Consider the following 12221-nt stretch of genomic DNA (forward strand, 5'->3'; position numbering starts at 1 on the left):
CCATACCCCAGTGGTAACCTCTTCCGGGGGCTCCTTGTGCCTGGGCGAAGATAGAACCTAACATAACGCCATCAGCTCCAGCGGCAATCGCCTTGCTGATTTCCCCTCCGCGATGGAAGCCGCCATCGGTAATAATCGGTACATAACGACCGGTTTCTTCATAATAAGTATCCCTTGCAGCAGCGCAATCAATAGTAGCGGTTATCTGTGGTACTCCGATGCCAAGAACGCTTCTGGAAGTGCAAGCAGCACCCGGGCCAACTCCTATCAGAACAGCTGAAACGCCTGTTCTGATGAGTGAAAGACAAGCGCTATAGCTAACGCAGTTGCCTACCACCACAGGGATGCTCATTGATTCGCACAATTCTTCAAAGATCAGCCCGCGTGTACTCTTGGATATATGCCTGGCGCTGGTAACCGTGGAAGCTACCACAAGAATATCAGCACCGGCTTCTTCTACAATTGGAGCAAGGCGTTTAGTGTTGGCTGGGGCTACGGAAACAGCGCAAACTGCTCCGGTGGATTTTATCTGGCAGACTCTCTCTTTTACCAGGTCTTCTTTAATAGGTTCCTGGTACAGTTTTTGGAGAAGAGCAGTGACTTCAGCCTGTGGGCAGGATGCAATTTGATCCAAGACCTTATCTGGATCCTCGTACCGGGTTTGAACGCCTTCAAGGTTAAGCACGGCAAGACCGCCATTTTTACTCATGGCAATCGCCATATTAACATCAGTCACTCCATCCATGGCAGAAGCAAGAATCGGGATATCTAATTTAATGTTGCCAATTGTCAGGCTTACATCAGTTTGATCCGGGTTGATGGTAACATCACCCGGGACAATTGCAACGTCATCAAAACCATACGCTCGGCGAAGTTGTTTAAAGTGGGGACCAGTCATTAAAGTATTCCTCCTTATTAACCTAAAAATATAACAGAGCCGGCGATGATCAGTCAAGCATAGTGACACGCGTCGACATTACATAAAGATATATTAGAAATTAAATTAAATTAATTGTAGCTTTATGGCAAAATAACACGATACTTTTTCATTGTATATGCTACTCCCTCCAGCGCATAAAAGTTAGACGCTACCAGGTATATAAGCTATAATTACAGCTTTGGAGCTAAGCGTTATGTATTGCCTTTACCTGGTAGCAACACCAATTGGTAATTTGGAAGATATTACCCAGAGAGCTATTCGGGTATTAACAGAAGTAGCACTTATTGCTGCTGAAGATACCCGCAAAACCAGGATACTGTTAAAAAAGTACGCTATCGAAACACCATTATGTAGCTTTTACGAACATAGCGGTACCGGTAAAATAGCCTTTATTTTACAGCAGTTGGAACAAGGGGATGTTGCCGTAGTTTCAGAAGCTGGCATGCCCGGTATTTCAGACCCGGGGTACGAATTGGTTGTCGCTGCTGCAGAAAAAGGTATCCGCGTGGTTCCAGTGCCGGGACCATCTGCGGTCATAAGTGCTGTTGCGGCAAGCGCTTTGCCTACGGATAGTTTCCTGTTCTTGGGATTCTTACCGCGCAAACAGGCAGAAAGATGCCGGTTTTTAGCAGTTCATTCAAAGCAAACAGCTACTTTGGTATTGTATGAGGCTCCCCATAGGCTAATTAGTACTCTTAGTGATATAATGCAGGTACTTGGTGATCGGCGGATAGCTGTTTGTCGTGAAATGACGAAAATATACGAAGAAATATTTCGCGGAAACGTAAGCCAGGCAGTAAAGTATTTCGAACAACCAAAGGGTGAATTTACATTAGTCATAGAAGGCTGGAAGAGAACAGCAAATAGTGATGGGGATGAGCTTTGCTGCCGCATTAAAGAAATGAAAAGCTCAGGCATAAAAGTCAAAGATGCCGTCAGTATTATCGCCGGAGAAACCGGTTTGAAGCGCCGGGAAATATACCGTGCGTGGCTTGAAGATTAACAACAGCTAAATCAAAAATAGGAGTAGAAAAATAGATGCGAAGAGGTTGCATATCACTGGGTAATGTCAGGTGCGATGTTTGTTCTAATGCGATACCGTACCCCGAGCGCTATCTGGTAATCGATGAAGAAAACGGGGTAGAAGTTGAAAACGGCACCTCGGTGCGTTACTGCGTTAAATGTGCCCTGGAGAAAGGCTATGCTCATTATAAGAAAGAAAAGGGAGAGCAGATTCTTACTTTCCTGCCGGAACCGGAGGTTGGCCAGGGATAGGGCGCTACCGCGTTATTAACTGGTAATTTTAATCTTATGAATAAACGCATCTATATTGGTGTTGCTTGGCCTTACGCCAATAGCCCCCTTCATCTTGGGCACATTGCAGGTGCCTATCTGCCCCCCGATATTTTTGCCAGGTATAACCGTGCTAAGGGGAACCAGGTGCTTATGGTTACCGGTTCAGATATGCATGGCACTCCGATTACCATCTCGGCTGAAAAAGAAGGTATTTCCCCTTCTGAAGTTGCGCAAAAATACCACCATTCTTTTTTAGAATCATGGGATAAACTTGGAATTTCTTTTGACCTTTTCACTCATACAGATACACCGAATCATGCGAAGGTTGCCCAAGATATATTTCTCAAGCTTTATAATCAGGGGGATATCTACAAAGACACCGTACTTCAACCCTGGTGTTCCAAGTGCCAACGTTATTTACCTGATCGCTATGTTGAAGGAGATTGCCCCTTATGTGGGTATGATGGTGCTCGGGGGGACCAGTGTGATAAATGCGGGCAGCCACTAAATCCGGTGGATTTAACAAACCCCCGGTGTGGTTTGTGTTCCACTACTCCGGAATTCAAAGAATCGGAGCATTTTTTTCTGAGACTTTCGGCTTTTCAGAACCAGCTGATCGAGTGGGTGAAAACTAAAGAGGATCTCTGGCGTCCCAATGTATATCGTTTTACTTTAAGTTATCTTGAAAATGGGCTTAAAGACCGGGCAATTACCCGGGATATCGATTGGGGGATTGAACTTCCCATTGAAGGTTATCCGGGAAAACGGATATACGTCTGGTTTGAGGCTGTTATTGGCTACGTTTCTGCATCCAAAGAATGGTCTCAAAATATCGGTGAACCGGAAAAATGGCGTGATTTTTGGCAGGATGAAAACGTAAAAAGTTATTATTTTATTGGCAAGGACAACATCCCGTTTCATACTATCATATGGCCAGCAATGTTAATGGGTTACGGGGGTTTAAACCTTCCCTATGACGTACCATCTAACGAATACCTTACAATAGAAGGGCGAAAGCTCTCTTCAAGCCGTAACTGGGCGGTTTGGTTGCCGGATTATCTTTCCCGCTACGATCCGGATCCACTTCGCTATTTCCTTTCAGTGAATATGCCAGAAACATCCGATACAGATTTTTCCTGGCGGGAATACGTGCGCCGTAATAATGATGAACTGGTGGCTACTTACGGAAATCTCGTACAGCGAGTGCTTACCATGACCTACCGAAATTTCGAATGCGCTGTTCCTGAACCTGGTGATTTTGATTCCGTGGATATAGCACTGCTTGATAAAATCGAAGAAGCCTTCAGGCATGTTGATAATATGCTTGCTGCTTGCCGTTTTCGTGAGGCAATACGCACAGCTATGACTTTAGCAGGTGATGCCAATCGGTATCTTGAAGAAAAAGCTCCCTGGAGAATTATTAAGCAAGATCGGCAAAAAGCAGCTACTTCGCTTTATGTTGCGCTTTCGGTTATTGATACACTTAAAATGATGATGTATCCATTCCTCCCGTTTTCTTCCCAAAAATTGCATGAATATCTGGGTTATTCCGGGAAGGTTGAAGACCAGGGGTGGAAAATGACGAATTTAGAACCCGGCCAGATACTAAAGGCACCGGCACCTCTGTTCACCAAGCTGGATGATTCAGTGGTAGAAGAGGAAACCAGCCGGCTGGGCAAGTAATGTGGAGGTAAGTTGAAAGATATTATTTATGGTCCGGTTAGCCAGGACCTGGAACGGGTAAAGAGCAAGCTGTGTAGTTTTTCTCCGGTCGGGATAACCGATTTTCCTGATTCGACCAAGATGCTTGGCCAGATACTTGGCGGAGGTAAACTATTAAGACCCCTGCTGGTACTGCATTCTGGTAATTTTTATAACTATCGCCCCGAAAAGTTGCTCTTTATGGCCACCTCCGCCGAAATGCTGCATGTAGCGACTCTTGTCCATGATGATGCTATCGATAAAGCAGATACGCGTCGTGGCAAACCCACCATTAATTCTATTTGGGGAGCCAATAAAGCTATAGTACTAGGGGATTATTTATTTGCATGCGCGGCAGAATTTGCGGCAGAAACAGAAAGTATCCGCGCTGTTAAACTATTTGCGGGAGCATTAGCCAGCATCTCAACCGGAGAGCTACGCCAGAGCTTCAGTGCTTTTAATATGAATCAACGGTTCGATCAGTATATTAAAAGGATTATTGGCAAAACAGCATCTCTGTTTGCAATGGCAACCGAAACTGGTGCTGTACTCAGTGACGCCCCGGAAGAATCTGTTCACATACTTAAAGAATATGGAATGAACCTGGGCATTGCTTTCCAGATTATGGATGATGTATTGGACTTTATTGGAACCGAACAGGAACTGGGTAAACCGGTAGCTTCTGATCTTTTGCAAGGTACTATTACTCTCCCATCTCTCAAGATCATCCAGCAAAATCCTAATGATAATCCCGTTAGTCGGTTGTTTGAGGGAGTGGGAAATGCGGCTGATAATATCACCGAAGCGATTGCCTTGGTGAAAAATACTTCAATTCTGGATGAGTGTATTCAGACTGCGCTTGAATATAGCTGGACAGCCTGCAAAAACCTGGATTCCCTGCCGGAAAGTCCTAGCAAGGAATCATTATTTGCTTTAGCTGATTCAATGGTTAAAAGGCGTAATTAGTAGTACCATCAAGGTATTTTTCCTGTTTATCGGTGGGGAGCCTGGCCTTAAACTCATCCACTGCAAATGAGCATGCTGCCAAGGCTTCCTGACGGTGACCGGCGGCTACTGCAATAACCAGGTTGATATCACCCACATTGAGCTTGCCAGTTCGGTGTACCAGTGACATATCGTTGATGGGGAACTTCTTTTTTGCTTCTTCAACAATGGACCGGAGTATTTTCACAGAGTCTTGGCCGCGATCAATATATTCTACATATTCAACCATTTTATCCCGGTTATTGTCTCGTATCAGACCGACATAGGTGGCGACACAGCCGGAATCTGAAGTCTTGGTGGCGGTTATTATTTCTTCAGGCGATAAGGCTTTACCAGTCACAGCTATCATTAATTATTTAAACCTCTCTTAATAAAATAGCACTGTTATTATCTTGTATCAGGATTAGCTTTTTTTACCGGACGCGCAGTTGGCTTATTGGAAGAAATATTGTTATTGATGGCTTCTGCAGTTATTGTGACGTCATCATCAACGGAGGGCTCGGCTGCACTGGCAGCAATTTCTGCTGACTCTCCTTTTCCGTTCATGGGGCCGGTGAAAGCCTCTTCCATTTCCTTACCTTCCAGGCCTTCCTTGGCAATTAGAAGATTAGAAATATGGTCCAGCCTTTCACGGTTTTCTGTCAGAATACGTTTGGCGGTATCGTATGCTTCGTTAATTATATCGTTGACTTCCTGATCGATCACATCGGCAATGGTATCGCCATAGTTGCGTTGTTCTGTAATTTCTCTGCCCAGGAAAATCATATCCTGGCGCTCTCCGTATGTACGAGGTCCCAGCTTCGAACTCATGCCGTACTGGGTTACCATTTTAACTGCCAGATCGGTAGCAACCTTGATATCATTAGAAGCACCGGTAGAAAGTTCACCAAATGCAATTTCTTCCGCAACCCTTCCTCCGAATAATGTAGCCAGGCGATCTTTGTACTGGGAAAAGGTTTCTATATAGCGGTCTTCTGCTGGAAGTTGACGTGTATGGCCAAGACTCATTCCGCGGGCAACAATACTTATCTTGTGAACCGGATCAGCGTTGGGTAATAGTCTGGCAACCAGGGCATGGCCCGCCTCATGATAAGCGATGACTTCTTTTTCCCTGGCGCTAATGCGGCGGCTTTTTCGTTCCGGACCGGCAATTACACGATCGATTGATTCTTCAAACTCTTTCTGGCCAATGGTTTTCTTATCTCTTCGGGCAGCCAGAATTGCAGCTTCGTTTACCAGATTGGCGAGGTCAGCCCCGGAAAAACCAACTGTCTGTTTAGCCATGGATTCCAGGCTGATATCTTTGTCGAGTGGTTTTCCCGTAGAATGGATTTTGAGTATGGCTTCACGGCCATGGATATCTGGCATATCAAGTACGATACGGCGGTCAAAACGACCTGGCCTGAGTAAAGCAGTGTCCAGAATATCCGGTCGGTTGGTTGCTGCAATGACAATTACGCTGGTATTGGTATCGAATCCATCCATTTCTACCAGTATCTGGTTTAAGGTTTGTTCCCGCTCATCATGGCCGCCACCAACACCGGCTCCGCGTTGGCGACCGACGGCATCTATCTCATCAATGAATATTAAAGAAGGCGTATTACGTTTAGCTTGCTCGAATAAATCTCTTACACGGGAAGCCCCGACGCCAACAAACATTTCCACAAATTCGCTACCACTGATAGAAAAGAAAGGTACTCCAGCTTCACCGGCAATTGCTTTAGCCAGCAGGGTTTTACCGGTACCTGGCGCTCCTACCAACAAGGCACCTTTGGGAACTCTTGCCCCAAGTGTTTGAAACTTCTCCCGATTTTTCAAAAACTCTACAATTTCGTACATTTCCTGTTTTGCTTCATCTGCCCCAGCAACATCTGCAAATGTTACCGAAGGTTTGGAAGCAGAAAACAACCTGGCTTTTGAACGGCCGAAGCTCATGGCTTGACTGTTGGCGCCTCGTGCCTGTGAGAACATGAAGAAGATGAGGCCGCCAAATAATAACAGCGGCAGGAAGTTGATAAAAAGTGATCCCCAGTTAATGCCACCTTCAACTATATCAACTGTTACGCCGGCTAAGTTAAGCTCGGGTATTTCGTAAATACTAACCCCTGACTCTTTAATAGCGCGGTATTTGGAACCGTTCATATCTGTAATATTCAGGATGTTTCCATCAACAGCGATATCTTTGATAGTGCCTTCCTGGGACATGTCAATTACCTGGCTGAATGGAATATCAGAAGGTTTTTCGTTACCCAGAGATGAAAAGGTAAAAAAGGCGATCACTGCCATTACGATGAGAACATAAATAAAAATACTTCGTTTAATATTAATTTTCAAACCTACAAACCTCTATCATGAATAACTAATTATATCAGAAAAGAAGCATGTAACAAAGATTATGAATAAATTGGAATCTCTGAGGGGGTATATGCAACCAGAATGTATTGATTATAATGGTCCTTGTGATTCCGCTTTTTTACTAAGAACTACCTGTTTAATAATATAGGCTAGCTCAGAAAAGTGATATAAAAGGCTTTCAGTGCATCAATTACATTATCGTTTGGCTTTTAACTGGTGATATTTAGTCTTCAATACCAGCGCATCAGCTTCCATAGCCGGGCTTTCGCAAATAATCACCCCGCCCGCATTAGCATCAATAAGCGCCTGCAAGAGTTGGGGGTAGTTGAAATCTGATTCATCCAATGGCAGATGCTTGAGTTCTCCTTTGAGTCCATAATGAATGCCAGATACGTGCAGGTGTAGCTTGCCCAACGCTTCTTTGCCAAGGATAGCGCTAACTCGGTCAAGAATACCGGCAAATTCTTCGTATGTATTAACAACGCCAGAATAAGCATGCAGGTGAGCAAAATCTATACAAGGGGTAACACCACCAAGGGAAGTACACAGTTGGAGAATTTCTTCGAGAGTACCGAATTGGCTTGGTTTACCTGATGTTTCCGGGGCTAAGTTTATGATTGAGCCTGCTTCTTCCAGTTGTGATGTTACTTTCGTCAGGTTGGTCAATATTTCCTTAAAAGTATCTTCGCTGGTGTTTTTCAGGTAATAACCAGGGTGGAAGACGAGGCAGTATGCTCCGGCTAATGATGCAATGCTGGCAGCCTTAAAAAGAAGCGCTCTGCTTTTGGCAGTTTTCTCTGGCTCCGCGGCATTCAGATTAAGATAATAGGGGGCATGCGCTGACAGTTTAACAACAGAATCGCGTGCGGCTTCTGCGGTCTCTAAAGCTGTTTTTTCAGTTAAATATACCTGCCTTACAAATTCGATTTCAAGTGCGTCCAAGCCAAGGGCTTTGAGATGATAAATTCCATCGATGGTGCTTGAACCAGGGGTGCTTAAGGGAATGCCGGCTGTGCCGAATAGAAATGTATTCATTGGGCGAGAGTATATCACAAAGCCGCAAATTGTGGCTCAATAATTATGTTATAATAGAAGATTGAAACTAGAAATTTGAATGGAGGTTTTCTTCTGGAAGCGATAGATTTAGCCCAGCGGGCAGTAGAAATAGGTAGTGACAAACAGGCAGAAGATATTGTTCTCCTGGATGCCCGCCAGGCATGTAACTTTACCGATTATATGGTTATACTTACTGCCGAATCAGATCGGCAGATTAACGCCATCCGAGATGAAATTATTCATTCTTTAAAACAGTCTGACGTATATCCTCGCCATGTAGAAGGTGATGCATCTTCAGGATGGATTCTGATAGATTATATCGATGTAGTGGTTCACATTTTTGCTCCAGCTGAGCGTGAATATTACCACCTGGACAGCGTCTGGCCTGCTGCAAATCCAGTTGTACAAATTCCCTAGCAGTTTACTAGATCATACGAGTATATTCGCAAAGTCCATAGTTACCGAAGAAAGTCTCAACCTCTTCTGCAGCGGTTTCCGGAGAATCGGAAGCATGTATTGTGTTGCGGCCGATATCTAAACCAAAATCCCCTCTGATTGTACCTTTTTCAGATGTGGTCGGATCAGTTGCACCGCAAGCCTTACGTATGCGGCTGACAGCGTCGTCACCTTCGAATACAGCAGCTACTATGGGTGAAGATGTAATGTAATTGACCAAGTCGTGAAAAAAGGGTTTATCCCGATGAATAGCGTAATGGCGCTCTGCCAGCTCTTTATCTGCGTGTAGCATTCTCACTGCAACCAGTTTTAATCCTAGCTCCTCCAAGCGGCCAAGTATGGTGCCGGTAAGTCCGCGTTCAACGCCATCCGGCTTGACCAGAATAAGTGATTTTTCCATTGAATCTCCTCTCAATCAGGTGTTATTTTATCAAGCCGAGCAGTTCATCCGTATTGATACATGCCAGGCTCATAACCACTAAGTCAGCTTCTTTTAAACTATCTGCCGAATCTGTGCCAGCAACAGCCAAGCAGGCCATACGAGCCTTTTTGGCGGCTTTTACTCCCTGTATGGCATCCTCTACTACAACGCATTTATCTGGTGAAACACCAAGTTTTTCGGCGGCTTTAAGAAAAACCTCGGGGTCCGGCTTGCCTTGGCTTACATCGTCTTCTCCAACCAATGCCCTGAAATACTGCCGAATACCGAGTGTGTTAAGTATGCATCTGATATTGTCTAATGGTGCAGATGAGGCTATCGCCATTGATATTTTGCGCTTTTTAAGCCCTATAATCAAATCAATAGCTCCGGGAAGAGGTTTTATGCCTTCTGTAATCATTTGCCGGAAAAGCGATTCCTTGGTGGAAATCATTGTTTTTATTTCATCAGGTGCAAGTTTTAAATTTAATCCCGCCACAATAGAATTATTGCTCGTTCCGAACGTTTTCCAGAAATAATCTGCGGGAAAAACAATTCCCAATGGTTTGGCTGCTTCTTGCCATGCGTGAAGGTGGTAATCGGCGCTATCTACAATGACCCCATCTAAATCCCATATCACAGCTTTTGAAGAGATATGGGTAGATGCCGAACCTCGCGATTTGTTTTTTGGATCGGTGATATGCGGTTTTTTTAGGTAAAAAGGTTCAAGAGTATGTACGTTATCAGGTTGAGATGCTTTTAGCCTTGCATTTGCCAGTATGGCAATATTAGTGCCATATGCCTGCGTGCTACGTTCAATAGGAAAAACTATCCTACTGCCGACTCGCCCCTCGAGGATTTGCCGGGTATTGTCGTCGATATCGCCGCATAATATGGTCTTATGTTCTAGTAATTCTGGCACATCTTCTATTTTGGCAAGGAAAGGTTCTTTAACACAAGACAATTCGTTATCTTCTAACATGAAAAAGGCGGTTGAAAGAATACCCTGCCCGGCTTTGATAATAGGTGCAATAAGCATGCCTGGCTGCGCTTGGGAAAATGCAATAGCTTCAAGGCTGGAGATTCCGACTATTGGGATATTCAAGCTGAAAGCTATACCTTTAGCAACACTTAATCCCACTCTCAAGCCGTTAAAGCTTCCGGGGCCAATAGCTACACCTATAGCGCCAATATCTTTGATCTGTAAACCGGTTTTTACAAGCAGGTTTTCCAGCGCCGGGATTAATTCTACCGAGTGGTTATGCCTGCATTCCCAAGTGTATTCTCCCAGGATGCGCCCATCTTCCACAAGAGCTAGACTTGCGTACCGGGTTGAGGTATCTATGCCAAGAATTAACATATGCTTACCTGATAGCTTTCATCAGATCTTGATAACGTTTACCGGTGGGCTGGAATTTCATTAGGCGGCTTTTTTCGCCGGTGGTTTCAAAGAAAATAGTTAGATTGTTTGGGGGCATGAGTTCCAGTCCCTTATCTGCCCACTCTATCACTGTTAATCCATCTCCGTAAAGGTACTCATCTATACCCAACCCGTCAATTTCAGCAATATCTCCAAGGCGATAAAGATCCAGGTGGTAGAGTGGAATTCTTCCCTTCATTTCCCTTGCCAGAACAAAGGTTGGGCTTTGAACCTGTTCGGTGATGCCCAATCCTTTGGCTATACCTTGCGTAAGGCAAGTTTTTCCGGCTCCCAGGTTACCGATAAGCAGGATTACATCTCCTGGTGTGGCAGCTTTCCCGATTTTTATCCCCATCGTAATTGTATGTGTCGGTTTTTGGCTGGTAAAGACAAAAGAGGGCTGATTATTAACCAAAATGATTCCACCCGGCTCTCTTCAGATTATCGAATGAGGTAAAATTTCCAGCTAGCTTTATGCTACCTGAACGAGCACTGGTAATGGTACCTATAATGCTCAAGCCTTTGCCGATAGTTGCAGCAATTTTTTCCATTACACTTTCGCTGGCAGTGAATAATAATTCATAATCTTCACCGCCTCCTAAAGCCAATTCTACTGCTTGGTGATGCGGAAGGCCGGCTTTGAGCAGCGGTTTCAGTGGCAACTTGCCAACATCTATGATTGCGCTGACATTGCTTGAAGAAAGTATATGCTGTAAGTCTGAAAGCAGGCCATCACTGATATCAATAGCAGCACTGGCTCCCTCACATGCCAGAATATTTCCTTGCTCAAGGCGTGGGTGAGGCCTGAGGAAACAGCTGAGTAACTGGTCAGCTTGTTCCTTGGAAACCTTCAGTTGACCGGATAAAACCATGCGGCCTGCTGCTGCGCAACCCGGATAACCAGTAATGGCAATCAGGTCTCTTTCGCGAGCATCAGAACGCCTGAGTATTTTACCAGATAAGCCAGCGGTACCAATTACAGTCACAGTTATATTAATGATCGGTGAGCGGCTTACATTACCGCCTGCAATCGCAATGCCGGTTTCTTGGGCTAACTCAAGCATGCCTTGGTAAAAAGAAATGATATCCTCGGATTGAATATTTCCCGGCAACGCCAGTGAAACCAGGGCAACCGAACCAATTCCTGCCATGGCAGCAATATCACTGAGGTTAACTGCCAGTGCTTTATAGCCCAGATCGCGCCAGCTAGTTAGTTTGGGTTCAAAATGAACATTTTCAATCAAGCTATCTGTGGTTGCTAGTTGGATGCTGGTACGGGTATTCCATGCACAAGCATCATCACCTATTCCCAGTTGTAAATCGGGGTGATTGCCAATGGTGTTTTTTATCAATTCTATGAGGCCAAATTCGCCAATTTTCGAAATTTCCATTCGCTTGCAAGTATATCACCTGTTTTAATGAAGCTACAACAAACCAGTAAGGATAGAGGGGCGACAGGTATTGACGAGGATGGTAAAATAAAATATAAGGGGGTGGGTAGCGCCAAATAATATTTTGTCTCGTAATAACAGCCTCATCATACTAGCTGGAGGAAAAGGACGAAGGCTAGGGCA

General features: G+C 44.7%; 13 protein-coding genes. 5 read left to right on the forward strand and 8 right to left on the reverse strand.

What is annotated here, in order from left to right; all coding sequences use genetic code 11:
• On the reverse strand, nt 1-898 hold an 898-nt coding region (locus tag PHX29_06215), incomplete at its 3' end, for a GuaB3 family IMP dehydrogenase-related protein (protein MDD5605482.1).
• A 235-nt stretch (nt 899-1133) separates the two neighbouring features.
• Here PHX29_06215 and rsmI point away from each other — a divergent pair.
• The 4 genes from rsmI to PHX29_06235 are packed head-to-tail and all read left to right on the forward strand — an operon-like array spanning nt 1134 to nt 4903.
• On the forward strand, nt 1134-1943 hold the full coding sequence (rsmI, locus tag PHX29_06220; GenBank protein MDD5605483.1) for a 16S rRNA (cytidine(1402)-2'-O)-methyltransferase: 810 nt from the start codon (nt 1134-1136) through the stop codon (nt 1941-1943).
• A 35-nt stretch (nt 1944-1978) separates the two neighbouring features.
• A complete protein-coding gene (locus PHX29_06225) occupies nt 1979-2215 on the forward strand; it encodes a hypothetical protein (GenBank protein ID MDD5605484.1) in 237 nt (78 codons plus the stop codon).
• Between the two features lie 36 nt (nt 2216-2251).
• The gene (gene metG, locus PHX29_06230) at nt 2252-3919 is read left to right on the forward strand and encodes a methionine--tRNA ligase (GenBank protein ID MDD5605485.1); all 1668 of its coding nucleotides are present in this window, start codon (nt 2252-2254) and stop codon (nt 3917-3919) included.
• 12 nt (nt 3920-3931) lie between these two features.
• On the forward strand, nt 3932-4903 hold the full coding sequence (locus PHX29_06235; GenBank protein MDD5605486.1) for a polyprenyl synthetase family protein: 972 nt from the start codon (nt 3932-3934) through the stop codon (nt 4901-4903).
• Here the strand turns inward: PHX29_06235 and PHX29_06240 are convergent.
• From PHX29_06240 to PHX29_06250, 3 genes are all read right to left on the reverse strand, one after another.
• Nucleotides 4887-5291 carry a molybdenum cofactor biosynthesis protein MoaE gene (locus PHX29_06240; GenBank protein ID MDD5605487.1) on the reverse strand — a complete coding sequence of 135 codons (405 nt, stop codon included), beginning with the start codon at nt 5289-5291 and terminating at the stop codon, nt 4887-4889. The two genes, PHX29_06235 and PHX29_06240, sit on opposite strands and share 17 nt — an antisense overlap.
• Before the next feature lie 38 nt (nt 5292-5329).
• Entirely contained in the window at nt 5330-7276 is a 1947-nt protein-coding gene (ftsH, locus tag PHX29_06245) for an ATP-dependent zinc metalloprotease FtsH (protein ID MDD5605488.1), read from the reverse strand.
• A gap of 216 nt (nt 7277-7492) precedes the next feature.
• Entirely contained in the window at nt 7493-8332 is an 840-nt protein-coding gene (locus PHX29_06250; protein MDD5605489.1) for a TIM barrel protein, read from the reverse strand.
• A gap of 75 nt (nt 8333-8407) precedes the next feature.
• On the opposite strand from PHX29_06250, the gene rsfS reads away from it, so the two are divergent.
• Nucleotides 8408-8770: a ribosome silencing factor gene (rsfS, locus tag PHX29_06255; protein ID MDD5605490.1), complete on the forward strand. Its 363-nt coding sequence runs from the start codon at nt 8408-8410 to the stop codon at nt 8768-8770.
• A 7-nt stretch (nt 8771-8777) separates the two neighbouring features.
• On the opposite strand, the gene ndk is transcribed toward rsfS, so the two are convergent.
• The 4 genes from ndk to thiL are packed head-to-tail and all read right to left on the reverse strand — an operon-like array spanning nt 8778 to nt 12038.
• Nucleotides 8778-9209: a nucleoside-diphosphate kinase gene (gene ndk, locus PHX29_06260; GenBank protein MDD5605491.1), complete on the reverse strand. Its 432-nt coding sequence runs from the start codon at nt 9207-9209 to the stop codon at nt 8778-8780.
• Nucleotides 9210-9231: 22 nt separating this feature from the next.
• Nucleotides 9232-10587 (reverse strand): tRNA (adenosine(37)-N6)-threonylcarbamoyltransferase complex dimerization subunit type 1 TsaB, encoded by a 1356-nt coding sequence (tsaB, locus tag PHX29_06265; protein MDD5605492.1) that lies wholly within the window; start codon nt 10585-10587, stop codon nt 9232-9234.
• 4 nt (nt 10588-10591) lie between these two features.
• The gene (gene tsaE / locus PHX29_06270) at nt 10592-11062 is read right to left on the reverse strand and encodes a tRNA (adenosine(37)-N6)-threonylcarbamoyltransferase complex ATPase subunit type 1 TsaE (protein MDD5605493.1); all 471 of its coding nucleotides are present in this window, start codon (nt 11060-11062) and stop codon (nt 10592-10594) included.
• The gene (gene thiL / locus PHX29_06275) at nt 11055-12038 is read right to left on the reverse strand and encodes a thiamine-phosphate kinase (protein MDD5605494.1); all 984 of its coding nucleotides are present in this window, start codon (nt 12036-12038) and stop codon (nt 11055-11057) included. Before thiL ends, tsaE begins: the two co-directional genes overlap by 8 nt.
• Between the last annotated feature and the right edge of the window lie 183 nt (nt 12039-12221).

This window comes from Dehalococcoidales bacterium (assembly GCA_028717385.1).
In the GTDB taxonomy this organism is placed as follows: domain Bacteria; phylum Chloroflexota; class Dehalococcoidia; order Dehalococcoidales; family CSSed11-197; genus CSSed11-197.

Bases quoted from the DNA above. Each gene is read 5' to 3' on its own strand.
- PHX29_06240 (MDD5605487.1), bottom strand. From the start codon at position 5,291: ATGATAGCTGTGACTGGTAAAGCCTTATCGCCTGAAGAAATAATAACC.
- PHX29_06225 (MDD5605484.1), top strand. From the start codon at position 1,979: ATGCGAAGAGGTTGCATATCACTGGGTAATGTCAGGTGCGATGTTTGT.
- PHX29_06250 (MDD5605489.1), bottom strand. From the start codon at position 8,332: ATGAATACATTTCTATTCGGCACAGCCGGCATTCCCTTAAGCACCCCT.
- metG (MDD5605485.1), top strand. From the start codon at position 2,252: ATGAATAAACGCATCTATATTGGTGTTGCTTGGCCTTACGCCAATAGC.
- thiL (MDD5605494.1), bottom strand. From the start codon at position 12,038: ATGGAAATTTCGAAAATTGGCGAATTTGGCCTCATAGAATTGATAAAA.
- ndk (MDD5605491.1), bottom strand. From the start codon at position 9,209: ATGGAAAAATCACTTATTCTGGTCAAGCCGGATGGCGTTGAACGCGGA.
- tsaB (MDD5605492.1), bottom strand. From the start codon at position 10,587: ATGTTAATTCTTGGCATAGATACCTCAACCCGGTACGCAAGTCTAGCT.
- rsmI (MDD5605483.1), top strand. From the start codon at position 1,134: ATGTATTGCCTTTACCTGGTAGCAACACCAATTGGTAATTTGGAAGAT.